19 protein-coding genes and 1 pseudogene are annotated in these 23,734 nt (G+C 73.6%); 13 read left to right on the forward strand and 7 right to left on the reverse strand.

Annotated elements, in window-relative coordinates:
• Positions 1 to 199 precede the first annotated feature (199 nt).
• The 12 genes and pseudogenes from ACQEU6_RS09525 to ACQEU6_RS09580 all read left to right on the forward strand — a co-directional run.
• Positions 200 to 451 (forward strand): DUF3311 domain-containing protein, encoded by a 252-nt coding sequence (locus tag ACQEU6_RS09525; protein WP_499330737.1) that lies wholly within the window; start codon positions 200 to 202, stop codon positions 449 to 451.
• Between the two features lie 4 nt (positions 452 to 455).
• The gene (gene mctP, locus ACQEU6_RS09530) at positions 456 to 2,066 is read left to right on the forward strand and encodes a monocarboxylate uptake permease MctP (RefSeq protein WP_499330740.1); all 1,611 of its coding nucleotides are present in this window, start codon (positions 456 to 458) and stop codon (positions 2,064 to 2,066) included.
• A gap of 717 nt (positions 2,067 to 2,783) precedes the next feature.
• The gene (locus tag ACQEU6_RS09535) at positions 2,784 to 5,003 is read left to right on the forward strand and encodes a family 20 glycosylhydrolase (RefSeq protein WP_499330741.1); all 2,220 of its coding nucleotides are present in this window, start codon (positions 2,784 to 2,786) and stop codon (positions 5,001 to 5,003) included.
• Between the two features lie 167 nt (positions 5,004 to 5,170).
• Complete coding sequence (locus ACQEU6_RS09540) at positions 5,171 to 6,283, forward strand: exonuclease/endonuclease/phosphatase family protein (protein WP_499330743.1); 1,113 nt, start codon at positions 5,171 to 5,173, stop codon at positions 6,281 to 6,283.
• Complete coding sequence (locus tag ACQEU6_RS09545; protein ID WP_499330745.1) at positions 6,280 to 7,230, forward strand: DUF6772 family protein; 951 nt, start codon at positions 6,280 to 6,282, stop codon at positions 7,228 to 7,230. Before ACQEU6_RS09540 ends, ACQEU6_RS09545 begins: the two co-directional genes overlap by 4 nt.
• Positions 7,231 to 7,244: 14 nt before the next feature.
• Positions 7,245 to 7,583, forward strand: a complete 339-nt coding sequence (locus ACQEU6_RS09550; protein ID WP_499330746.1) for a hypothetical protein — start codon at positions 7,245 to 7,247, stop codon at positions 7,581 to 7,583.
• An 11-nt stretch (positions 7,584 to 7,594) separates the two neighbouring features.
• Positions 7,595 to 9,109: an ABC transporter substrate-binding protein gene (locus tag ACQEU6_RS09555; protein ID WP_499330747.1), complete on the forward strand. Its 1,515-nt coding sequence runs from the start codon at positions 7,595 to 7,597 to the stop codon at positions 9,107 to 9,109.
• The gene (locus ACQEU6_RS09560; protein ID WP_499330749.1) at positions 9,106 to 10,167 is read left to right on the forward strand and encodes a LacI family DNA-binding transcriptional regulator; all 1,062 of its coding nucleotides are present in this window, start codon (positions 9,106 to 9,108) and stop codon (positions 10,165 to 10,167) included. Before ACQEU6_RS09555 ends, ACQEU6_RS09560 begins: the two co-directional genes overlap by 4 nt.
• A complete protein-coding gene (locus tag ACQEU6_RS09565) occupies positions 10,167 to 11,093 on the forward strand; it encodes an ABC transporter permease (protein WP_499330751.1) in 927 nt (308 codons plus the stop codon). Before ACQEU6_RS09560 ends, ACQEU6_RS09565 begins: the two co-directional genes overlap by 1 nt.
• Entirely contained in the window at positions 11,090 to 11,968 is an 879-nt protein-coding gene (locus tag ACQEU6_RS09570) for an ABC transporter permease (RefSeq protein WP_499330752.1), read from the forward strand. The genes ACQEU6_RS09565 and ACQEU6_RS09570 overlap by 4 nt, the downstream gene beginning before the upstream one ends.
• A 25-nt stretch (positions 11,969 to 11,993) precedes the next feature.
• Positions 11,994 to 13,028, forward strand: coding sequence for an ABC transporter ATP-binding protein (locus ACQEU6_RS09575; protein ID WP_499330754.1), 1,035 nt, complete (start codon positions 11,994 to 11,996; stop codon positions 13,026 to 13,028).
• Positions 13,025 to 13,951, forward strand: a pseudogene (locus ACQEU6_RS09580) (ABC transporter ATP-binding protein); the annotation flags it as partial. The gene ACQEU6_RS09575 and the pseudogene ACQEU6_RS09580, both read left to right, overlap by 4 nt.
• Positions 13,952 to 14,156: 205 nt before the next feature.
• Here ACQEU6_RS09580 and ACQEU6_RS09585 read toward each other — a convergent pair.
• From ACQEU6_RS09585 to ACQEU6_RS09595, 3 genes are all read right to left on the reverse strand, one after another.
• Positions 14,157 to 14,813: a TetR family transcriptional regulator gene (locus ACQEU6_RS09585; RefSeq protein ID WP_499330755.1), complete on the reverse strand. Its 657-nt coding sequence runs from the start codon at positions 14,811 to 14,813 to the stop codon at positions 14,157 to 14,159.
• A 95-nt stretch (positions 14,814 to 14,908) separates the two neighbouring features.
• A complete protein-coding gene (locus ACQEU6_RS09590) occupies positions 14,909 to 15,502 on the reverse strand; it encodes a lytic polysaccharide monooxygenase auxiliary activity family 9 protein (protein ID WP_499330757.1) in 594 nt (197 codons plus the stop codon).
• A gap of 229 nt (positions 15,503 to 15,731) precedes the next feature.
• Positions 15,732 to 18,599, reverse strand: coding sequence for a M36 family metallopeptidase (locus ACQEU6_RS09595; protein ID WP_499330759.1), 2,868 nt, complete (start codon positions 18,597 to 18,599; stop codon positions 15,732 to 15,734).
• A 444-nt stretch (positions 18,600 to 19,043) separates the two neighbouring features.
• Between ACQEU6_RS09595 and ACQEU6_RS09600 the strand changes: the two genes are divergently transcribed.
• Positions 19,044 to 19,715 (forward strand): hypothetical protein, encoded by a 672-nt coding sequence (locus ACQEU6_RS09600; protein WP_499330760.1) that lies wholly within the window; start codon positions 19,044 to 19,046, stop codon positions 19,713 to 19,715.
• A 31-nt stretch (positions 19,716 to 19,746) separates the two neighbouring features.
• Here the strand turns inward: ACQEU6_RS09600 and ACQEU6_RS09605 are convergent, their stop codons facing one another.
• The 4 genes from ACQEU6_RS09605 to ACQEU6_RS09620 are packed head-to-tail and all read right to left on the reverse strand — an operon-like array spanning position 19,747 to position 23,734.
• Complete coding sequence (locus ACQEU6_RS09605; protein WP_499330762.1) at positions 19,747 to 20,619, reverse strand: class I SAM-dependent methyltransferase; 873 nt, start codon at positions 20,617 to 20,619, stop codon at positions 19,747 to 19,749.
• Positions 20,616 to 21,614: a dTDP-glucose 4,6-dehydratase gene (rfbB, locus tag ACQEU6_RS09610; RefSeq protein WP_499330763.1), complete on the reverse strand. Its 999-nt coding sequence runs from the start codon at positions 21,612 to 21,614 to the stop codon at positions 20,616 to 20,618. The genes ACQEU6_RS09605 and rfbB overlap by 4 nt, the downstream gene beginning before the upstream one ends.
• A gap of 37 nt (positions 21,615 to 21,651) precedes the next feature.
• Positions 21,652 to 22,596, reverse strand: a complete 945-nt coding sequence (locus ACQEU6_RS09615) for a homocysteine S-methyltransferase family protein (protein ID WP_499330764.1) — start codon at positions 22,594 to 22,596, stop codon at positions 21,652 to 21,654.
• 19 nt (positions 22,597 to 22,615) lie between these two features.
• The gene (locus tag ACQEU6_RS09620; RefSeq protein WP_499330766.1) at positions 22,616 to 23,734 is read right to left on the reverse strand and encodes a trans-sulfuration enzyme family protein; all 1,119 of its coding nucleotides are present in this window, start codon (positions 23,732 to 23,734) and stop codon (positions 22,616 to 22,618) included.

The following is a 23,734-nucleotide window of genomic DNA, read 5'->3' on the forward strand; positions in this document are numbered from 1 at the left end:
CGGTTCGCATGCGGCGAGGTTACCACGGAGACCGGTTCCCCACCTGGCCGTTCCCAGGGCAGAGCGATCCACCGAAGTCGTGCCGCGGCCGATATCAGGCTGTGACCAGGGGGTGTGTAGGCTCGCCCGGCCGCACCCCCGGCACGGTCCCGTCGAGCGACCCGGGCGGACCGTGCGCGGGCGAGACGAGGAGGACCCCATGACTCCCGACGACTCCCGGGAACCGACTCCGACCCAGCCCCCGCCACCGGACGCCGAGCGCACCGACCGGAGCCCCTGGAACTGGCTGCTGATCGTCCCGGTCGCGCTCCCGCTGCTCACGTTCCTCTACAACCGCGACGAGCCCCGCCTCGCGGGTTTTCCCGCCTTCTACTGGATCCAGCTGGCCTTCATCCCGCTGGGCGTCGCCTGCACGGTCCTCGTGTACCAGATGACCAAGAAGCGGGGCTGACCCGATGGCACGCGACCACCTCACCGAGATCATCATCTTCGCGGTCCTGTTCCTGCTGGTCAGCGGGATGGGCTTCGTCGCCGCCCGGTGGCGGCGGCCCGACTCCATGCACAGCCTGGACGAGTGGGGCCTCGGCGGCCGCAGCTTCGGCAGCTGGGTCACCTGGTTCCTGATCGGCGGCGACCTCTACACCGCCTACACCTTCGTCGCCGTCCCCGCCCTGGTGTTCGGCGCGGGCGCCGCGGGCTTCTTCGCCGTCCCGTACACGATCGTCGTGTACCCGCTGGTGTTCCTGGTACTGATCAAGCTCTGGTCGGTGTCGCACGTGCACGGCTTCGTGACGCCGGCCGACTTCGTCCGCGCGCGGTTCGGCTCCCCGACGCTCGCGCTCGTCATCGCGATCACCGGCATCGTCGCCACGATGCCCTACATCGCGCTGCAGCTGGTCGGCATCGAGGCGGTGCTGAAGGCGATGGGCGTGAACGGGCACTGGCCGATCGTCATCGCGTTCGTGATCCTCGCCGCCTACACCTACCAGTCGGGGCTGCGCGCGCCCGCGCTGATCGCCTTCGTCAAGGACGTGCTGATCTACCTGGTCATCATCGTCGCGGTGCTGTACATCCCGGCGAAGCTCGGCGGCTGGGGCGACATCTTCGACGCGGCCAAGGCCAAGTTCGACAAGACGCCCGCCCCCGGCGACGGCGTCACGATCGCGGGCAGCGGCCAGCTGAACTACGCGATGCTGGCGCTCGGCTCGGCGATGGCGCTGTTCCTCTACCCGCACAGCATCACCGGCGTGCTGGCCAGCAAGAACCGCAACGTGATCAAACGCAACATGGCGGCGCTGCCCGCCTACAGCTTCGTGCTCGGCCTGATCGCGCTGCTCGGCTACATGGCGATCGCGGCGGGCGTGAAGCCGGTCAGCACCGGCGGCAAGCCCGACACCAACACCGTGGTCCCGCTGCTGTTCGACCACATGTTCCCGGACTGGTTCGCCGGCGTGGCGTTCGCCGCCGTCGGCATCGGCGCACTGGTCCCGGCGGCGATCATGTCGATCGCGGCGGCGAACCTGTTCACCCGCAACATCTACAAGGAGTACATCCGCCGCGACGCCGACGCCAAGGAGGAGGCGACCGTCAGCAAGCTGGTCTCGCTGATCGTCAAGGCCGGCGCGGTGGTGTGCATCCTCGCGCTCGACCCCGAGTTCTCCATCGACCTGCAGCTCATCGGCGGCGTCATCATCCTGCAGACGCTGCCGGCGGTGGGCCTCGGCCTGGTCACCCGCTGGTTCCACCGCGGCGCCCTCATCGCCGGCTGGGCCGCCGGCATGGCCGCCGGGCTGTGGATGCTGTACCGGATCCCGAACCCGGCGAAGGCCAAGGAGCACTTCGGCGGCTCGGCCTACCCGCTGAGCGACCTCGGCCTGGACACCAAGACGACGGTGTACGTCGGCATGCTGGCGCTCGCCGTCAACGTGGTCGTCGCGGTCATCGGAACCCTGGTCTGCAGGGCCGCCAAGCTGGCGGACGGCAAGGACGTGACGCGCGCGGCGGACTACGTCGCCGACGCGGGCGACCCGAAGATCAAGGACCTGGAGCCGAGCGCGAGCACCTGATCCGGCCCGCCGGAGAACGGCGGCGCCGCCGCGTCAAGATCCCCGGGCTGACCGGGAGCGGACGGGCGGCGCCGCCTGCGCCTTCCGCGGTGGCCGGATCAGGCGCGGCCCCGCGGCAAACTATTAGGTTACTTTCCTATTCATGCCGAACCGACGCGCGGCCGTGCTGTCGGCCGCCGCGCTCGCCGCGAGCCTCGCGGCGATCGTCACACCGGGAGCCGCGGCGGCGGCCTGCCGCCCGGACGCGCGCGACCTCATGGTCTCCTACCAGCCGGTGGACCATACCGTCGCCGACGCGCAGTACCACCGCGCGCGGCTGACCATCGACAACGACGACGACCGCTGCGCGCTGGGCTCCGGCGGATGGGCGATGTACTTCAACGCCGTCCGCCGGCCCGCCGCCGTCCTGGAGGGGGCGGCGGGCGACGCCGCCCGCGCGCAGCTCGCGGGCCAGGGCCTCGCGATCACGTATGCGGACGCCGCGCGGAGCGGCGACTTCTACACGCTCAGGCCGGCGGACGGCTTCACGCCCGTCGGGCCCGGCGAGCGGCGCGCGATCGACGTGAACTTCGAGCTCTGGCCGTCCACAAGTCCGACGCCCCCGCCGGATGGACGATCTCCTTCGGCGGCGGGCGGCCCTCGTGGGTCCCGGCCAAGGCGCTGCTGGACCCGGCGGACCCGAAGCAGACCACCGCCTTCTCCGGCGACCACCGGCCGGTGCAGACGGCCGCGTCGCGGTACGCCGGGAACGCGGCGCGCAAGCTCGACCTCACGCTGCGGCAGAGCGTCGTCCCGCAGCCGCTCTCGGCCGCCGCGTCCGGCGGAACGGTGGCGATCGGCGGCGGGTCGCGCGTCTCGGCGCCGGACTCGCTGCGCGGCGAGGCGGGCTACCTGCGCTCCGCGCTGGACGACGTGGCCGGCGGGCGGGGCGCGCCCGTGTCGCTGAGCGTCGACCCGAAGCTGGACGTCGACCGCGACGGCAAGGCCGACGCCGAGGGCTACACGCTGACCGCCGACGGCGCCGGCGTCCGGATCGTCGGCGCCGGCCGGGCCGGGGTCCTCTACGGCGTCCAGACGCTGCGGCAGCTCGTTCCCGCCGGCGCGTACGCGGCGGCGGCGCGGGGACGCCGCGCGTCCGCGGTCGACGTGCCGCGCGCGCGGATCTCCGACGCGCCGCTGTTCGGCTACCGGGGCCTGCAGATCGACGTGGGCCGCCACTTCGAGACCGAGCAGACCATCGAGAAGTTCCTCGACCTGATGAGCTTCACCAAGCTCAACCGGCTGCACCTCGGCCTGACCAACGACGAGGGCTGGCGACTGCAGATCCCGGGGCTGCCCGAGCTGACCGGGTTCGGCGCGGAACGCGCGTTCGACCTCGGGGAGGCGGGAGCGCTGCACCAGGGCATGGGGTCGGTGAACGACCTCGGCGCCGGCGACGGCGTCTCCGGCAAGGCGGCGGGCGAGACCGAGGCCAACCTCGGCCGCGAGCCCGCCTACCAGGGCTTCGAGCAGGGCACGCTCAACTTCGTCGGCAAGGGGAGCGGCCTCTACTCCGTCCGGGACTTCGAGGAGATCCTCAGGTACGCGGCGGAGCGGCACATCGAGGTCGTCCCCGAGCTGAACTTCCCGGCGCACGCGAGGGCCGCGGTCCAGTCGATGGAGCGCCGCCACCAGCGGACGCACGACTCCGCGTACCGGCTGCTGGACCCGGCCGACACGAGCCGGCACACCAGCGTCCAGAACTACACCGACAACCTCGCGAACCCGTGCCTGCCCAGCACCTACGCCTTCCTCGACAAGGTCGCGTCCGAGGTGGCGAAGATGTACGAGCGCGCGGGCGCGCCGCTCAACCGGCTCAACCTCGGCGGCGACGAGCCGCCGGGCCCGCCCGAAGGCTGGTGGTCCGGGTCCCCGGCGTGCCGGAAGGCGCCCGACGCCGCCGGAAAGTCCGGCGAGGAGCTGAAGGAGCTGTTCTTCACCCGCTGGAACGGCATCGCGCACAAGTACGCCCCCGCGACCTCCGGCTGGGAGGACATCACCGACCCGACGCGCTCGTTCCGCCTCAAGGGGTTCACCCCGCTGCCCTGGCAGAACGTCTGGGGCTGGGGGCGCGAGGACTGGGCCTACCGGTTCGCCAACGAGGGCACGCCGGTGATCCTCGCGCACGCCGCGAACCTGTACATGGACCTCGCCTACAACAAGGACCCGGACGAGCCCGGCTACTACTGGGCCGCCTACGTGGACGAGAAGAGCACCTTCACCTACCAGCCGTTCGACGTGTACGCCAACGCCACCGAGGACCGCTGGGGCAACCCGGTGACGCCGAACCCGGCCTGGACGAAGCTGACCCCCGAGGGCCGCGAGAACATCCTCGGCCTGGAGGCGCAGCTGTGGGCCGAGAACGGCAAGGCGCCGGGGATCCGCGAGTACCAGGCGTTCCCGAAGCTGCTCGGCGCCGCCGAGCGGGCCTGGAACCGCGACACCCCCGCACCGGACGAGATGGAGGCGGCCTGGAACGTCTTCAGCAACACGCTCGGCCAGAAGACGTTCCCGCTGCTGTCGTTCTACAAGCCGGTCGGCCTGCGCGGAACCGGGGTGAACTACCGCATCCCGCTGCCCGGCGCGAAGATCTCCGACGGGACGCTGTCGGCGAACGTCCGTGACCCGGGCCTGGCGATCGAGTACTCGACCGACGGTGCGAACTGGCGGCCGTACACGGCGCCGGTGCGGGCCGGCGCGTACGCGCTCACCCGGACCCGCGGCGCGGACGGCCGCACCAGCCGCGTCTCGCCGGTCGGCGTCCCCGCGTGGCAGGGCGGCGCGGACTACAGGACGGGCGCGCTGGTCCTCCACCAGGGCGAACTCTTCCGGGCGATCCGCGACGGCTCCGGCGGGGAACCCGGCCGCGATCCCCGCCGCTGGGCCCCTCTCCAGTAACCCGGCCACCCCCCGACCGGCACGCCGACGGCCCGGTCGTCCGCTCACGCGGACGGCCGGGTCGTTTTCTTTTCGGCTCTTGACAGGCGGATGGGTGAACATCCAAGGTGTGTGAACGATCACGTTAACGTTAATGTGACATCCCGGAAACAGGAAGGCCCCCTCGGATGAGGACCACGCGTCCCCCCGCCCGTCCCCCAGCCCGCCCCTTCGCGGTCCTGACCGCAGCCCTCGCCGCCGCGGCGCTGCTCGTCCCCGCCGCGGGCGCCCAGGCCGCGCAGGGCCCGAGCCGCAAGATCGACCTGCGGATCGCGACCTACAACACCTGCGGGCACGGATGCCTGCCGACCGAGAAGGACTGCGTCGACACGATCGGGCGCGACTGCGCCACCAAGCTCGAACCCTGGGCCGACGGGCGCGCCGCGCGCGTCGCCGACGACATCGTCCGCGCCCGGGCCGGAGTCGTCGTCACCCAGGAGATCGGCAACAACGCCACGCCGACGCAGCCGGGCGTGGACGTGGAGTCGTTCCGCGCCCCGCTGACCAAGGCGATGAGCGCCCGCGGCTACGCCGAGGCTCCCGCCGACTACGCCGGGACCAGGCACCCGCAGGAGGGCTACCCGCTGCAGTCCGGCGCCGGGCGGTTCACCTACTACGACGCCCGCAGGTTCTCCCACCTCGACGAGCGCGGCCGCGCGCTCCCCCACGACCTGCTGTGGCTGCCGGACTCCACCGAGATCTACGGCAAGACGATGACCTGGAACACCCTGCGCGACCTGCGCTCCGGGCTGCGGTTCGTGGTCGTCGACATGCACCTGGAGTACCGCAAGAACGGCGCCACCGACCCCAACGGCTGGACCAAGAACTGGGACGAGGTCCGCTACCTCGACGCGCGCCGGACGGCCGAGTACCTCACCCGGGACAACGCCTACACCCGGCGGCTGCCGATCGTGTTCGCCGGGGACATGAACTCGGCGTCGGAGGTGGACGGCCACAGCGCCTACGACGCTTTCTCCGACGTCGGCTACGCCGACTCGTTCGAGGCCGCGCCCGCGAACCGCCGCACCGGCGCCGAGTACGCCTCGTTCAACGGCGGCAAGATCCCGCTGCCGCGGTCCGAGGACAAGATCGACCACATCTTCGTCCGCAACGGCACGCGCGTCCTGCAGTGGACGCTCGTCCCGCAGACCGCCGCGCAGGCCGGCGAGCCCCGCGACCTGCTGCGGTCCGACCACAACATGGTGCACGCCACCGTCAGGATTCAGGAGCCCACCCGATGACCGACCCCGCGAGCGACCCGTCGCTGGTCGCGCAACTGCGCCGGGCCGACCCCGCGCTGTCCCGCTTCAACCCGCTGGACCGGATCCTCGTCCACGACGAGTTCAACACCGGCACCCACGGCTGGATCGAACTGCTCGGCAACTACGACGGGCACGGGAACCTCGACACCGTCGACGACCACATGCGCGACTTCCGGCCGCCGCAGCTCAGCTCCTGCAACTTCTTCGACGTCGGGACGCACGGCGCGATGTCCGGGACGTACGCGCTGAAGGTCGCGACGCGCCCCGTCGCCGGGCACACCGGCGTCGCGATCCGGCGGCTCACGATGGCCGGACGCGGGCGGGTGCAGTTCGAGGCGTACCTGACCTTCAAGACCGAGGCGGCCTCGCAGGAGAACCAGGCGGCGCACAAGGCGGGCGCCGGCGAGTGGGACGCGAACCTGCACCCGTCCGAGCAGCAGTTCGGCGCGTTCACCATCGCCACCGACATCTGCGACGGCGTCCGCTACCACTGCGTCGCCCGCTACCTCAACACCGACCTGGAGAACCGGCTGCGGCGCGAGTGGGTGTACCCGACGGTGCCCGAGCCGACCCCGCGCGAGCACTTCGAAGGCAAGATCAAGCTGCCGCCGACCGCCGACTTCACCGCCCCGGAGCCGGACGACTGGAAGCCGTTCGGCGGCCCGCAGGAACTCTGCTACAACGAAGTGCCCACCAAGGTGAACTGGCACTACGTGCGCTGGGTGATCGACACCAGCACGCGCTCGAACATCGAACTGCAGGTCAACGACACCGTCTACGACATGCGCGACGTTCCGGTGCCGCCGTACGAGGAGGAGTACGGCTCCCTCGGGAACCTGCTGAACTTCTACGTCTCGGTCAGGACGCACACCGACGTGCGCAACTTCCTGTACCTGGACTCCGTCCTGATCTCGGTCGACTGGTGAGGAGCCCCCAGAGCATGCGCGAGTCGTTCACGGCGGTACTGGAGCGCAACCGCACCCTCGCGGGCGGTTTCGCGACGGAACCGTACGAGGTGGCGTGGGCCGCGGAGGCCCGCTGGTTCGTCCGGACGCTGGAGCGCACCGGGACCGGCACCCTGATGCGGGTCACCACGCAGGTCTCCCCCGACGGCCTGCACTGGTGCGACCTCGACCCCGAGCGGGAGGTGACCGGCGACCTCGTCACCTGGGAGTCGTCCGGCTTCGGCGGCTGGCTGCGGCTGAAGGGCGCCGTCGAGGGCGAGGCCGGCGGCGAGGCGTCGGCGAAGGTCATGATCTACCTCGCGCTGAAGAGCTGAGAGGAGCCGTCATGGACGTGCGCAGGCGCGAGTTCCTCGCCCTGACCGGCCTGGCCGCCTCCGCCGTGGCCCTCGGCGGCTGCGCGGTGCCGGGGGCGGCGGCCGCGCCGGACGGGTCGCTGCGCGCCGCGTTCGGGCAGCCGGTCACCGACCTCGACCCCTACAACGCGGGGACGGCGGTCGACGAGGCGTCGCTGATCGTCAAGCGGCTGGTGTTCGACACGCTCGTCCGCTACGAGGGCGGGCGCCTCGCGCCCGGCCTGGCGACGTCGTGGCGGCGGACGGACGACACGACGTGGGTCTTCGACCTGCGTCCCGGCGTCCGCTTCCACGACGGGAGCCCGCTCACCGCGCGGGACGTCGTCGCCTGCGTGGAGCGCACCAAGGCCGTGAAGTCGGCGCAGTCCGCGCTGTGGGCCACGGTGAAGTCCGCGCGGGCGGACGGCGACCACCGGGTCACGTTCGTGACGGACGGCCCGATGGGCACGCTGCCGGTGAACCTGACACTGCTGTTCATCGTGCCGGCCCGGCGCGTGGCCGACCCGGCGCAGAAGCGCCGCCCGGTGGGCTCGGGCCCGTTCCGCGTCACGGGGTTCACCCCGTCGACCAACGTGGAGCTGGCCCGGTTCGACGGGTACTGGGGAGGCCGCGCCGGGCTGCCCGGCATCTCGATGCCGTTCATCGCCGAGACCTCCAGCGCGATCACGGCGCTGCGCAACGGGGACCTGGACCTGCTGTGGCCCGTCCCCTCCGACCAGCTCGGCGAGGTGCGGGGGCGGCGCGGGGTCAGGGTCGAGACCGTGCCGAGCTGGACCTACTACCTCACGTGGTTCAACTGCGGCCGCAAGCCGTTCACCGACCCGCGGGTCCGGCGGGCGATGTGGCAGGCGCTCGACATGGAGGAGATCGTCGGGAAGCTGTTCGGCGCGGGCGCCGAGCGGATGCGCGCGCCGATCCCCTCGACCGTCTTCGGCTACGCCGAGCAGGCGCCGTACCGGTACGACCCCGGCGCGGCCCGCGCGGCGCTGCGCGCCGCCGGCCACGGGGACGGCTTCGAGACCACGATGATGTGGTTCGACGCCACCGGTCCCCTCGCCCGGGAACTGGCGCAGTCGATGATCTCGGCGTGGGCGCGGATCGGGGTCGAGGTCAAACCGCAGAGCATCGAGAAGGCGCAGTGGCTGCAGCGCCTCAACTCCCTCGACTGGGACATGGAGCTGCAGACCAACACCGTGACGACCGGCGACGCCGCGTTCACCCTCGGGCGGCTCTACACCTCCAAGGCCGACCGGATGGGCTACCGCAACCCCGGGCTCGACGCGGTGCTCGCCGAGGCCGGCGCGGCCGCCGACTCCGGGCGGCGCGAGGAGCTGTACGCGCGTGCCTGCAAGACGATCTGGGACGACGCGGTCGGGATCTTCCCCGCCGCGCTCACCACCGCCTACGGGCTGCGGACCGGGCTCACCGGATTCACCCCGGCCGCGAACAACCAGCCGGACCTGTCCACGGTCAGGAGGACCCCATGACACCCCGCCGCAGGGCCACCCTGCGGGACATCGCCGCCGCCCTCGACCTGTCGGTGAACACGGTGTCCCGCGCCCTGGCCGGCAAGGACGCGGTCAGCCCCGAGACCCGCGAGCGGGTGCGTGCCGAGGCCGAACGCCTCGGGTACGTGCCGAACACCATGGCGCGGTCCCTCGTGCAGGGCAACGCGATGACCCTCGGGCTGGTCATCACCAACCCGTCCAACCCCTTCTACACGCGTCTGATCAGCGCGATCGAGGAGCGCGGCCGGGTCCACGGCTACTCGCTGATGCTGATGGTCACCGAGGACAGCGTGGACAACGAGCGGCGCGTCGTGGACGAGCTGATGCGCTGGGGCGTGGACGGCGTCCTCGCGGTGCCCGTCCAGCACGGGATCGACCACTGGGACCGGCTCCGCAAGTCCGGGACGCCCGTCGTCCTGGTCAACCGCGACCTGCCGGGGCTCGACACCGACCTCGTCGGCGTCGACTACTACGACAGCGCGCGGCGCGCCACCGAGCACCTCGTCGCCGGGGGCGCCCGCGACCTGTACCTGGTCGAGGAGGACCTGGACATCTCGCCCGTGGCGGAACGCGTCCGGGGGTTCCGGTCGGTGCTCGACGAGCACGGCATCGCGGTCCGCGACGACCACATGGTGAAGGTGCCGACCCGGCGCCGCGAGGCCAGCTCGCAGCCGTGGGACCCGGTGGACTCCTACGAGATAGGGCGCGACCTCGCCGCCCGCGTCGGGCCGGGGGCCGCCGTCCTGGCCGGCAACGACTACTTCGCGCTCGGCGTGTACCGGGCGCTCACCGAGCACGGGCTGAGCGTCCCCGGCGACGTCCGCGTCGCCGGGCACGGCGACCACCCCTTCGCCGCCTACCTCGCGCCGCCGCTCACCACGGTGCGGCTGCCGGCCGCGGGCGTCGGCGCCGCCGCGGTGGACCGGCTCCTCGAACGGATGTCGGGCGAGTCCGGCGCGGGCTCCCCGCGGCAGACCCTGCTGCCCGCGGAACTGGTCGTCCGCGACTCGTCGCGGACCGCGAACGGAGACGGCTGATGGGACGGTTCCTGCTGAGGCGCGCCGGTCAGGCGCTCATCGTGGCGTGGGGCGCCATCACGGTCGTGTTCCTCGTCGTGCGCGTCGTCCCCGGCGACCCCGCGACGCTGATCCTCGGGCCGGACGCCAGCCCCGCGCAGCTCGCCTCCGTCCGCGCCGACTTCGGGCTGGACGCGCCGCTGTGGCGGCAGTACCTCGCGCACATGGGCGAGGTGCTGCGCGGCGACTTCGGCGACTCGTGGCGGCTCGGCGGCGGCGCGATGGGCGCCGTCCTGGACCGGTTCCCGGCCACCCTGACGCTCGCCGTGCTCGCGCTGGTCATCACCCTCGCCGCCGGCTACCCGCTCGGCATGCTCTGCGCGCGGCGGCCCGGCAAGATCCTCGACCTGCTGGTCTCCACGGGCTCGCTGGTCGGGCAGGCGGTGCCGTCGTTCTGGCTCGGCATCGTGCTGATCCTGCTGTTCGCCCGGCAGCTGAACTGGCTGCCGAGCACGGCGGGCGGCGGCCCGGAGGCGGTGATCCTGCCCTCGGTGACGCTGGCGCTGCCGTTCGTCGGATGGCTGGCCCGGCTCGTCCGCAACGGCGCCCTGGAGGAGAGCGGCAAGGACTACGTCCGCACCGCCCGCGCGAAGGGGACCGGCGAGGGCGCCGTGATGTACGTGCACGTGGCGCGCAACATCGCGCTGCCCGTCGTCACCGTCCTCGGGCTGCTGATGGGCAACTTCATCGCCAACGCGGTGATCATCGAGGTCGTGTTCTCCTGGCCGGGCATCGGCTCGCTGATGGTGGACGCGATCACCAACCGCGACTACGCCGTCGTCGAGGCCGCGATCGTCACGATCACGGTCTCCTACATCGCGCTGAACCTCCTCGTGGACGTCCTGTGCGTCGCTCTTGATCCACGACTCACCCCGGAGAACGCATGAGTGCCATCGCTCCCGCCGCGATCCCGGTCCCCGCGGCCCGGCGGCGCAGGAGGCTGCCCGCCCGGGCGTGGGCGGGCCTCGGAATCGTCGGGCTGTTCGTCCTGGCGGCCGTGTTCGGGCCGATGCTGATGCCCTACGACCCGGCCGCGACCGACCTGCCGCACCGGCTGCTGTCCCCCGGGTCCCGGCTCGGGGACGGATCGATCGCGTGGCTCGGCACCGACCAGGTCGGGCGCGACATGCTGACCGCGCTGCTCGCCGGAAGCCGCGTGTCGCTGCTGGTCGGCGCCGCCACCGTGCTCGTCGGCGGCGCCGTGGGCCTGGTGGCGGGGCTCGTGTCCGGCTACTTCGGCGGCTGGACCGACAGCGTCCTGTCCCGGTTCGGGGACGTGCAGCTGGCGTTCCCGTCGATCCTCCTCGCCATCCTCATCGCGGGCGTGCTCGGCCCGAGCGTCACCAACATCGTCATCACGCTGGCGGTGACCCGCTGGGTGATCTTCGCCCGGGTGGTGCGGGCGTCCGCGCTCGCGACCCGGGACCTGGAGTTCGTCGACTCGGCGCGGGTGCTCGGCGCGGGGCACGCGCGGATCCTGTTCCGGCACGTGCTGCCGTCCTGCTGGCAGCCGCTGCTGGTCGCCGCGACCGTGCAGATCGGCCTGGTGATGGTGGCGGAGGCGTCGCTGAGCTTCCTCGGCCTCGGCATCCCGCCGGACCAGGCCTCGTGGGGCGCGACCGTCTCGGCGGGCCGCGACTACCTCGGCTCGGCCTGGTGGATCTCCACGATGCCGGCGATCGCCCTGGCCGCCGTCGTCACCGGCGTCGGCCTCGTGGGCGACGCGTTCCGCGACCTGACCGACCCGCGCTCGCAGATCTGATGGCGCACATCCCATGGAGGCGCACATGACCGTTCCAGCCGTCGATCACGCGCACGCCCCGGCCTCCGGGGACGTCGCCGCGGAGCTGCGCGACGTGCACATCGGGTTCCGCTCCGGCCGGCGGGTCACGCCGGTCGTGCGGGGGGTCGACCTGCGGCTGCGGCGCGGCCGCGTCCTCGCCCTGGTGGGCGAGTCGGGCAGCGGCAAGAGCCTGACCTCGCTCGCGCTCATCGGGCTGCTGCCGCCCGGCGCCCAGGTCACCTCGGGCTCCGTCGTCCTGGACGGCGAGGACACGGGCGGGTTCTCCGCCCGCCGCTGGCGCGAGACCCGCGGCAGCCGCGTCGCGATGATCTTCCAGGATCCGATGGCGGCGCTGAACCCCGGCTTCGCCGTCGGGCCCCAGATCGCCGAGCCCTTCCGGCGGCGCCTCGGCCTCGGCCGGCGGGAGGCGCGGGAGCGGGCGGTCGCGCTGATGCGCGAGGTCGGCATCGCCGCCGCCGAGTCCCGCTACGGCGACCATCCGCACGAGTTCTCCGGCGGCATGCGGCAGCGCGCGGTGATCGCGATGGCGCTGGCGCTCGGGCCGTCGGTGCTGCTCGCCGACGAGCCCACCACCGCGCTCGACGTCACCGTGCAGGCGCAGATCCTGCGGCTGCTCGCGCGGCGGCAGCGCGAGGCGGACCTCGCGACGCTGCTGGTCTCGCACGACCTCGGCGTGGTGGCGCGGGTCGCGCAGGACGTCGCGGTCATGTACGCCGGGCGGATCGTGGAGCGGGGCCCGCTGGACGCCGTCTACACGCGTCCCGCCCACCCCTACACGCTCGGCCTGCTGGAGGCCATGCCGGACGCCGGGTCCGGCGGGCGCCTCAAGCCGATCGACGGCGTCCCGCCGGACCCGCGCGACCGCCCCGGCGGCTGCGCGTTCCACCCGCGCTGCCCCTTCGCGACCGACCGGTGCCGCACCGAGGACCCGCCGCTCACCGGGGACGGCGACCGCGCCGTCGCCTGCCATCACTCCGCGGAGGTCGTCGCCTCCCAGCACAGCGAGGAGCCCCGATGACGGCCACCGCGCAGGACACCGAGGTCGTGCTCAAGGTCAGCGGCCTGGAGGCGGGGTACGAGCGTCCCGGCCGCCACGGCTTCGGGCGGCGGCGGGTGCCCGTCGTCGCCGGGCTCGACCTGACCGTGCGGGCCGGGCGGACGCTCGGCGTCGTCGGCGAGTCGGGCTGCGGCAAGTCGACGCTGGCGCGGGCCGTGGTGGGGCTGCGCCCCGCGTTCGCCGGGTCGATCGAGTTCGCGGGCGCGGACCTGGCGTCCGTCCCGCCGCGGCGGCGGCGCCGGATGAGCCGCGACCTGCAGATGGTCTTCCAGGACCCCTACACGTCGCTGAACCCGAGGATGACCGTCGCCGAGGTCGTCGCCGAGGGCTGGCGGGTCCACTCGGGGATCGTGCCGCGCGACCGGGAGGACGCCGAGGTCGCCCGGCTCCTCGATCTCGTGGGCCTGAGCCCCGAGCACGGCCCCCGGCACCTGCACCAGCTGTCGGGCGGCCAGTGCCAGCGCGTCGCCATCGCCCGCGCCCTGGCGCTGCGGCCGAAGCTCCTGGTGTGCGACGAGGCGGTGTCCGCGCTGGACGTGTCGGTCCGCGCGCAGATCCTCAACCTGCTGGCCGACCTGCAGTCCGAGCTGGGCGTGGCGTACCTGTTCATCTCCCACGACCTCGACGTCGTCCGACACATCGCCCACGACGTCGCCGTGATGTACCTCGGGACGATCGTGGAGCAGGGTCCGGCCGACGAGGTGTTCGGCGACCCCCAGCACCCCTACACGCGGGCGCTGCTGTCGGCGGCGCCGTCCGTCCGCGACCGGCCGGACGACGAGGCGAGTGAGATCGTGCTGCGCGGGGAGGTGCCGTCGGCGGCCGAGCCGCCCAGCGGGTGCCGGTTCCGGACCCGCTGCTACATGGCCGCGGACGTCTGCGAGCGGGAGGCGCCCGCGCTCGTCCCGCGGGGCGGGCTGCCCCAGGCGGTGGCCTGCCACTTCGCCGACGGCGCCGGCGCGACGGCCCCGCCCGCGGGGGCCGGGCGCCGGAGGACGGGGGCGGGCACGGCCGTAGGCGCGTCCCCTCCCCGCGTCCGTGGGGATGCGGCGCCCGGCCGCCCCGGACACCGCGCCCGGGCGGGCACGGTCACCTCGGGGGGCGCGGATCGCCGGGCGGCCGGGGGGCGCGGGCTTCGGAGGCGGCGGCGGGCAGCCCGCCGAGGACGAGGTCGACGAGGCCGTCCACGACGGCCTCGCGCGGCACGTCGCCGGCGTGGTCGAGCCACCAGTCGCCGGCCGTCTGCACCATGCCGACGATCGCGTGCCCCCACACGTAGGCGCGGGTCCGGTCCGCCATCTCCCCCTCGGCGATCATCACCTCGGCCAGCTCCCGGCTCACGTCCCGGATCATGGTGCTCATGGCGCTGTGCGTGGCCGTGTCCTCGGCGCTCGCCCGGTGCATGAGGAACCGGTAGAGGTTGAGGTTCTTGGAGATCGTCGCCAGGTAGGTGTCGATGGTGGAGCGGGTGCGGTCGCGGATCGGGTCGCCGCGGGAGAACTCGTCCCGGATCCCCTCGATCAGCTTGCGCGTGTGCCGCTCGGCGAGCGCCTGGTAGAGGCCGCTCTTGTCGCCGAAGTGGCGGTACAGGATCGGCTTGCTGATCCCCGCCTCGGCGGCGATCGCGGCCATGGACGCCTCGGGGCCCTCGCGCTGGATGACCCGGTCGGCCGCCTCCAGCAGGGCGCGGCGGCGGCCGGGGTCGCGCCGTGGTCCGGGCCCCGGCCGGCCCGCCGCACTCGTCATGGCAGCACGGTATCCGGGGGTGTTACCCGGTGACAACACCGGCGGGCCCGCGGCGGGGAGGCGCGCCCGCCGCGGGCCTGCCGGCTTCGCGCGGATCAGCCGAAGTCGAGGTCAGAGCACTGGTAGAAGGCGTTGCCGGTGTCGGCGATGTCCCACACGGCGAGCAGCAGGTGCCGGCCGTGCCGCTGCGGGAGCGTCCCGGTGTGGACGGTCTGGCCGGACGGCGGCCGCCCGTTGTAGTTCTGCTGGAGGAACGGGGTGAGGTCGAGGGCGTCGCGGGTCAGCGGCCTGGTGGCGTCCCAGCCGTCCTTGGTGAGGAAGTAGCGGAAGGACGTGGTGGCGTGCGCGGCGGTGAACTGCCAGCTGATGCTGAACGACTGGCCGGCCGTCACCCCGGTCGCGGACCACCCGGTCCCGCCGCGCTGGTCGTCGAGCGGCGCCCAGCGCCCGTCGGCGCCCGCGCAGATCTTCCCGTCGCCCGGGCCGCGCTGCGGGAACCCCTTCGGCCCCTCGACGCCGTCCGGGTCCCACTGGATCTGGCCGCAGTTGCGGACCTGGTGCGTCCCGCACAGGTAGCTGCGGCTCGGGGGCGAGGTGGTGTACCCGTGGGACCACGCCGGCACGGCGAGCGCCAGCGGCAGCCCGGCGGTCACGGCGGCGGCCACGGCGAGGCTGGTCTTCCTCGGCATCCTGCTTCTCCTTGGCGGGGGAGGTACGGCGTACCTGGAGGGGGCGGGCCCGGAGGCCAACTATAAGGAAACTTTTCTTTTTAAGGTCGCGCCGCCGTCCCGCGCCGTCAACCGGACCACCCGGGGCCCGGCACGCGGAGACAAGCCCCTGGCAGGCATTGCCAACCCCCGGCCCCCGCGCATGGCGAAGCGGGGGCGGATGCTCTCCGCCCCCGCCCGGCCGTGCCGCCTACCGGGCGAACGCCTGGAGCTCGGCGGTCCGGACGATGCCGGCGCTCGGGCTCGCGGTGCCGCAGTCGGTGGCCGACCGCGGATCGGCGTCCTGCTCGCCCGCGTAGGCCGGGGCTCCGGTGCACTGGCTGGAGACCACTTCGAGCCGCAGGTGCGTCGCGGCGACGTCCCGCACGTCGAACGAGCGCAGGATCAGGTCGGGCGCCGTGGGCCGCGGCCGGTCCGCCGGGAAGGCGTCGGACGGGCTGGTGTAGACGGTGCGGTACGAGGCCGCCTGGCCGCAGTCGGCCTTGGACGCGTCGCAGGCCAGCAGCCGGAAGGCGCGCAGCGCCGTGAACCGGTTCTGGGTGCCGCCCGGGCCTTCCGGGTCGCCCGCCGCCGACGGCCGCAGCATCGCGCTGACCTGCACCCGGCCGACCCTGACCGGGCGGTCCCCGGCCAGGTCGACGGTCACCTGGCGCCCGGCGACCGGCGCCGTCACCGACTGCCAGTCGGTCGTCTCCGTCTCGTCCAGAAGCGCGGCCTGGGAGACGCCGTCACCGGTCGCCGTCGCGCCGTTGGCGCCCGCGGCCTGGTTGCGGGACATGGCGACCGGCAGGGTCCGCTGCGACGCGCCGATCGCGGCGGTGAACCTCCGGTGCCCGAAGCCCGCGCCCACCGCGACGAAGGAGTACCGGCCGGGGGTGAGCGCGACGGTGTCGCCGAGCGGGGTCGCCGGGTCGGTGTCGGCGACGGGGACCGCGCGGGCCTCGTAGTCGCCCACGTACAGGCGCACCTTGCCGCCCCTGGCGTCCCCGAGGGGCGTCAGCCGGACGCGGGCGTTGCGCGACAGGGGCGAGGCGAAGCTCGGCGCCGGGTCGGCGTCGGCGGGGCCGTTGCTCGCCGCGTCCTCTCCGAGGCCGTGCTCGGCGAAGACCTTCCACATCATCTCGTGGTCCCTGCCGCCGAAGCGGAGGGTGTCGGCCGCCAGCAGGGCGTCGCGGTGGTCGACGTAGCTCACCGCGCCGCTGGCCATGAGCAGCAGCGCGTCGAACGACACCTGCGCCCACCGCCGGTTGCCCGGGCACTTCGCCACCGGCACCGCCCCGTCGGCGCACGTGCGCTGCGACGCCGCACTGCCGTCGCCGTACCGCCGGACGAACGCCTCCCGGAGGTCGAACTGGGTGGCGGTCCAGATCTCGCCGTCGGCGTGGACCTGCGTGCCGACGAGGTCGTACCCGAGGTCGGCGTAGTTCAGGGGGCTCCGGCTCATGTCGTAGTTGCGGATCCCGGCGCGCCGGTCGCCGGTCACGTACCCGCCGATGACGTACGGCGTGCGGCCGGGCTGGCGCAGCCCGTACTCGTTGAGGTACTCCATGGCGAGCAGGTCGGAGGTGCTCTCGTTCATGGCGCCCGCCTGCGGCCCGCTCCACCCGGCGTCCGGACCGGCGATCATGCGGCCGGAGATGGCGTGGGTGTACTCGTGCCCGATGACGCTCATGTCGAAGTCGCCGTCGACGCACGGCGGGTAGAACGAGCCCGCGATCGGCTGCCACAGGTACATGTTGGTGATGGCGGGCGTCCCGTCGGGCGGGGTGATCTGGTTGGCGTTGTCGCGGACGGTCGGGAACCGCGCCCCGGCCTGCGCGTTGCCCTGCTCGGGGTCGCCGCCGAGGCCGCCGCGCTCACCGTTGTCGGCCTGCATGTTCCAGGCCGACTCGGTGAAGCCGAGCCGGTAGGACCAGTCGTGCATCCGGTTGTGCTGGACGAACAGGTTGGACATGGCCGCTTCCAGGTCCGCTTCCTGCGGGCTGTCCAGCGTCGCGGGGTCGCACTTGCCCGTGTACCACTGGTTGGTCCACGGATAGGTGTAGTTCCGGTCGGGCTTCGGCGCGCCGGTGCGGGTCCCGACCGTGAAGGGGTCGCTGCTCGCGCGGTTCTCGTGCGCCCTCGCCGCGTTGCCCACGGTCGTCGTGCTCGGCGCGCCGGTCGCCGGGTCGAGGTCCCAGGGCCGCCCGCTGGAGGGGTCGCCGCCGACGGGGCGGCACCCCGCCGCGGGCGCGAAGCACCAGGTCTCCCGGGTGTCGCGGGAGGAGTAGTCGCCGGACGGGGTCGCCGGGAACACCGCCCAGCGCGGGTCGTCGCTGTCGTGGTCGACGAGGTTCTCCCGCACGAGCACCGAGCCGGTCCGGGCGTCGACGTAGGACGTGACGGCCTTCGGCTCCGCCCCGGAGGCGTCCATGAGCGTGACCTGGTACGCGCTGCGGACGCCCTCGGCCGTGGGCACCGCGACGAGCCGCGCCTTGCCGGGTTCGCCGGCCGACGCGGAGATGCCCGCGTCCCGCCCGGCCGCGGCGACCGCGTCCCCGCGGGAGAGCGTGGCGGGCGCCGGGGCGGCGCCGTCCCGGGAGAGGGTGGAGGTGACCGAGACGACCTTGCCGTCCGCAACGCCGACCGCCACCAGCCCGTCGTAGCCGGCTGGCAGGGCGCCGAACCGCTGGCGCAGCAGCACGGCCGCGCCGTCGCCGACCGGGTTGACGGCCACCTTCTCCAGGGCGCCGACCGCGGCGGCGTCGAGTCCGAACAGGTCCCGGTGCCCGGCCAGGTAAGCGCGGGCGGCCTTCTCCGGATCCCCGGGCAGCCCGCCGGCCAGAGGCCCGGCATCGGTCACCGTGGCGGGGGTGCCGAGCTTGTTCCACCGCACGGTCACGCCGCGGGCGGCGCCCACCTGCCTGCTCGTCGGGGCCAGCCGCCCCGGTCGCGCGTCCTTGTCGGCCGGTTCGGTCCGCTCCCCCGGCGGCCGCGGGCGGGGAGGGGGCGGCTCGGCCCGTCCGGGAACCGCGAGGCCGGCGGCGAGGAGAGTTCCGGTGGCCGCCGCAGCGGTCACGGTGGTCCAGCGTTTCCTGGGCACCATTGCCTCCTGGAGGCGGGCCGGAGGGCCCGGTCTCGGGGGGATCGGCCGGAGGGGACGCCCGGCCGATCTAGAGACAAGCAGTGCTTACACCACTCAACTATGGCGAATAACTACATTTACGAAGTACCGCCGAGCGGCGGTCTTCGCCCTTGACACGGCCTTTTCCTCTCGGGCCCCACGTCAGGAACCCGGCCGCCCCTCGGCGGCCGCTCCCCCGGCGGCCCCTCCGGGTTCCGCCCGGCTGACCGGGCCCGGCCACCGGTGAGGGCCCGGCGCCGGCCGCGGCCTCACCGGGACGAGAACAGACCCTGACCTGCCTGTGGTCTTCGCCCTTCCGGCGCCGGGGAGGAGCAAGATGATCGCCGCGTTCGAGACGCCGCGCCGGAACCCGCGCGCGACGCGGCGCCCGGGAGAGTCATGAACTGGACACGTGCGCGCCGGACGGCCGCGCTGGGGGCGCTCGCCGGATCGATCGTCGTGGTCCCGGCGGCTCTTGAGCCTGCTCACGCCGCCTCTCCGGCCGGTCCCCGCCCACCCCAGCTCCCGCGGAACTTCCACGGGACCGGGAAATGGATCGTCCGGGATCTCGGCATCACCGTCCCCTTCACCTGGACGGGGAGAGACGGGGACAGCCAGATGGTCGCGGGCGGCCCGCAGTACCCGATCTGGTTCACGAACCTCATCTACAAGAACTCCCTCTACACCCTGACCTACAAATGGCCCGGTCTCAGCGACCACCGGTGCTCGCGGATCCCGGGGTTCGACCTCGGCGCCCTCAACCGGAAGCTGAGGACGGCGCGGTTCGTCGGGCGGGAGGTCCTGCAGCGCGAACCGCAGCGGTACGTGAACCACTGGCGAGTCGGCGTCGTCCTTCCGCAGCTTCCACCGGGGAAGTACCTCAGGTTCCCGATCGCGCTCGGCGACGTCTACGTCGACCAGCGCGATCCGACGACCTTCTGGCAGGTCCTGCAGTTCGGCCTCCAGAACCTCTACGACCCCGAGCTGGACGAGTGGCTGGTGATGTCGACGTTCGAGCACGCTCCGGGCAGGGTCGTGCTCCCCCGCCGCTGCCCGCCGCCCGCACCCTGACGGCGCCGCCCCCGGCGCGAGGACCGGCGGCCTAGGGCCGGGCGGGGACGACGGCCCGGACGATCAGCGCCGTCGACGGCAGGGTGAACGGCCCGCCGCCGGAACGGTAGGGCTCGGTGGCGTCCGCGAAGGCCTGCCACGTGCCGGGGTCGTCCTCGGACCCGAAGCGCTCCGCGACCTTCCGCAGCAGCATCGGCGGCGTCACGGCCCTGGTGAAGGCGACGCACTGCTCGACGGAGTCGAACGGGAACCGCACGACGAACTCGGTCACCGACACGTCGGCGAACCCCGCCGCGGCGACCTCGGCCGCGAGCCGCTCCGGGTCGGCCATGCTGAACGGGCCCGGCATGCCCGGCGGCGGGGGCGGCAGTTCGAGCCGCTCGCTCAGCACCCGGAAGCCCAGCGAGATCGTCGGCGCGCTGGGCGCCTCGCCCCAGACCGCCGCGGCGAGCACGCCCCCCGGGACCAGGAGCCGGGCGAGGCCGCGGAACGCGGCGACCCGGTCCACCGCGAACATCAGCCCCCAGCGGCTGAGCACGACGTCGAACGAGGCCGCCGGCAGGTCGATGGACTCCACGTCCGCCTCGGCGAACCCGACGTTGGGCATGCCCCCGGCCCGGCGCCGGGCCAGGTCGAGCATCGACGGGGAGATGTCCACGCCGGTCACCCGCCCGGCGGGCCCCACCCGCCGGGCCGCCGTCAGGGCGGGCTCCCCGTGGCCGGTCCCCACGTCGAGGACCGCGTGGCCCTCCCGCACGCCGCCGAGGTCGAGCAGCCGCTCCGTCACCGCGGCCGCGCCCAGCTCGAACCTCTCCCGCACCGCCTCCCAGTTCGAGCTGAGGGCGTCCCAGGAGGCCCGCTGCCCCTGCTTGACGGCGGCCGGGTCGATGTCCGCGGCCGTCACCGGTTCACCTCCACGTCCCGTGACACGTGCATCCTGAGCGGCTCCCACCAGTCGCGGTTGTCGCGGTACCAGGCGACGGTCTCCGCGAGACCGGCCATCAGGTCCCGGCGCGGCCGCCACCCGAGCTCGGCGGCGGCCTTCGCGCAGTCCATCGCGTACCGCCGGTCGTGCCCCTTGCGGTCCTCCACGTACGACACCGTGTTCCAGCCCGCGCCGCACTGGGCGAGCAGCCGGCCGGTCAGCTCGCGGTTGGCCAGCGGCACGCCGCCGACGTTGTAGACCTCGCCCGCCCTCCCCCTGGTCAGCGCCAGGTGCACCGCGCGGCAGTGGTCGTCGACGTGGAGCCACTCGCGGACGTGCAGGCCGTCGCCGTACAGCGGCACCTTCCCGCCGTCGAGCAGCTCGGTGACGAACAGCGGAACGATCTTCTCGGGGAACTGGTACGGGCCGTAGGTGTTGGAGCCCCGGGTGATCCGGACGTCCATCCCGAACGTCCGGTGGCAGGCGAGCACGATGAGGTCGGCCGCGGCCTTGGACGCCGCGTAGGGGTTGCTCGGCGCCAGCGGGTCCCGCTCGCTCCACCGCCCCCTCCCGATCGGCCCGTACACCTCGTCGGTCGAGACGTGCACGAACGGGGCGGCGCCGTGGCGCCGCGCCGCCTCCAGCAGCGTCTGCGTGCCGAGGACGTTGGTGACGACGAAGTCCTGCGCGCACCGGATCGACCGGTCGACATGGGACTCCGCGGCGAAGTGGACGATCGCGTCGTGGCCGGCGACGAGCTCGTCGACCACCGCGGCGTCCGCGACGTCCCCGTGGACGAAGGCGAAGCCCGGCGCCCGGCGCACCGGGTCGAGGTTGGCCAGGTTGCCGGCGTAGGTGAGCTTGTCCAGCACGGTGACCTGGTGCGCGCCGCCTCCGGCCCGCTCCGGGTCGAGGAGGCGGCGCACGTAGTGGGACCCGACGAATCCGGCCCCGCCGGTCACGAGGATCCTCATGAGCCGGTCCGCGCCCGGCGCGGGCCGCCGCGGACCCTCATCGCCCGCTCCGGAGCAGCCGGTCGCGGGCCGCGGCCAGGTGGTCCGGCGTCGTTCCGCAGCAGCCGCCGACCACGTCGAGGGAGAACTCCGCGTCCCAGCGGGCGATCAGGTCGGCGAACTCGTCCGGCCCCAGCGCGGCGGGCACGTGCCGGTCGACGTGCGCCGAACGGGGGATGCCGTCGCGGTCCTCGATGTTGGGGTAGGCGCCGATCGGGCCCGAGCAGGCGTCCCGCAGCGCCCGCAGCGCCGCCTCGGTGCCGGCGGGGCCGGTGCAGTTGACGAGGACGGCGCCGGCGCCGTCCCGTTCGACGGCGGCGGCCGCCTCGGCCAGCTTCTCCCCGGACAGCAGCCGGGCGTCGGCGTCGCACACGAAGCCGACCCAGGCGCGGGCGCCCGCCCGCCGCACCTCCTCCAGCGCGATGCGCGCCTCGCGCTCGGAGTTCATCGTCTCGATCAGGACGAGGTCCACGCCCACCCGCATCAGCTCCGTCGCCAGCCACCGGTGCTCGGCCCGCAGCTCGTCGTCCGGGGGGACCAGGTCGGGCCGGTAGCAGTCCTCGACGGGCCCCACCGAGCCCGCGATCCGCGGAGGGTCCGCGTCCTGCGCCCGCTCCTCCTGGCAGGCGCGCACCGCCGACTCGGCCACGCCGACGGCGGCGTGCACCATCCACGCCAGCCCGGCGTCGAACAGGCCGAGGCGGCTCAGCGCCCGCAGGTTGCACCGGAAGGTGTTGGCGGTGATCACCTGTGCTCCGGCGCCCAGGTAGCCCCGGTGGACGTCGCGCAGGCGCGTCCGGTCGGCCTCGGTGTTCATGGCCCGGTTGGTCCACCACGGCCCGTCGACGCTCATGCCGGCGCGCTGCAGTTCGGTCGCGGTCCCGCCGTCCAGCCACAGCGGTCCGCCGCCACCGGACCGGCGTCCTTCGGCCAGGTCGTTCATCTGTCCATCCCTCCGCAGTTCAGAGCGCGTCCATCAGATCCCGCACCAGATCGGCCGGGTCCTCGATGCCCGCCGACACCCGAATGAGGTTGTCCGAGATGCCCAGCCGCCTCCGGACCTCGCGGGGGACGGAGGCGTGGGTCATCATGGCGGGGCACTCGATGAGCGAGCGCACGCCGCCGAGGCTGACCGCGCACGCGTACAGCCGCACCCGGTCCAGGAGCTTCTCCGGATCGCCGAGGTACTCGAAGCTCAGGATCGACCCGGGCGCCGACATCTGCCGGGCCGCCACCTCGTGCTGCGGGTGGTCGGGCAGCCCCGGATAGCGGACGGCGCCGACCCGCCCGCACCCGCGCAGCGCGGCCGCGATCGCCTCCGCGTTGCCGACCTGCCGGGCCGTGCGCAGCGAGAGCGTCTTGAGCCCGCGATGCACCAGGAAGCAGTCGAAGCCGCCGGGCACGCTCCCCGTGGTGGTGCGGTGGGACGACAGCTCGCGGTGCAGGTCCTCGTCGTCGTAGACGAGGGCGCCGCCGATGACGTCGGAGTGGCCGGCGATCGACTTGGTGGTGCTGTACAGGGTGATGTCGGCGCCGAACCGCAGCGGCCGCTGGAGCGCCGGCCCGGCGAGGGTGTTGTCGACCACGACGCGGGCGCCGGCCCGCCGGGCGCGCTCGCACACCGCCGAGAGGTCGGCGACCTTCAGCAGCGGGTTGGTCGGCGCCTCCACCCAGATCATGTCCACGTCGTCGCCGAGCGCCGCGTCGAGCGCGCCCGTGTCGGTGAGGTCGACGTGGTCCACGGTGACGCCGTACCGCCCGAGCAGCGCGAACAGCGACCGGGTGCCGCCGTACACGTCGTCGGAGGCGATCAGCCTGCGTCCGGTGCGCAGCAGGGAGAGCGCGGTCGTCCCCGCCGCCTGCCCGGACCCGAAGGCGAGGGCGAAGCGGGCGTCCTCCAGCCCGGCCAGGCAGCGTTCGAGGGCCTCGCGCGTCGGGTTCTCGCCGCGCGAGTAGAAGTAGCGCAACGGGTCCTGGACCCGCCGCTCGAAGGTCGCGGCGACGTGGACGGGCGGCACCACGTCCCCGGTGACGCCGTCGGGTTCCTGGCCGAGGTGGACCAGCCTGGTGTCGAAGCGCAT

This window comes from Spirillospora sp. CA-108201, from assembly GCF_050936235.1.
Taxonomy (GTDB): domain Bacteria; phylum Actinomycetota; class Actinomycetes; order Streptosporangiales; family Streptosporangiaceae; genus Spirillospora.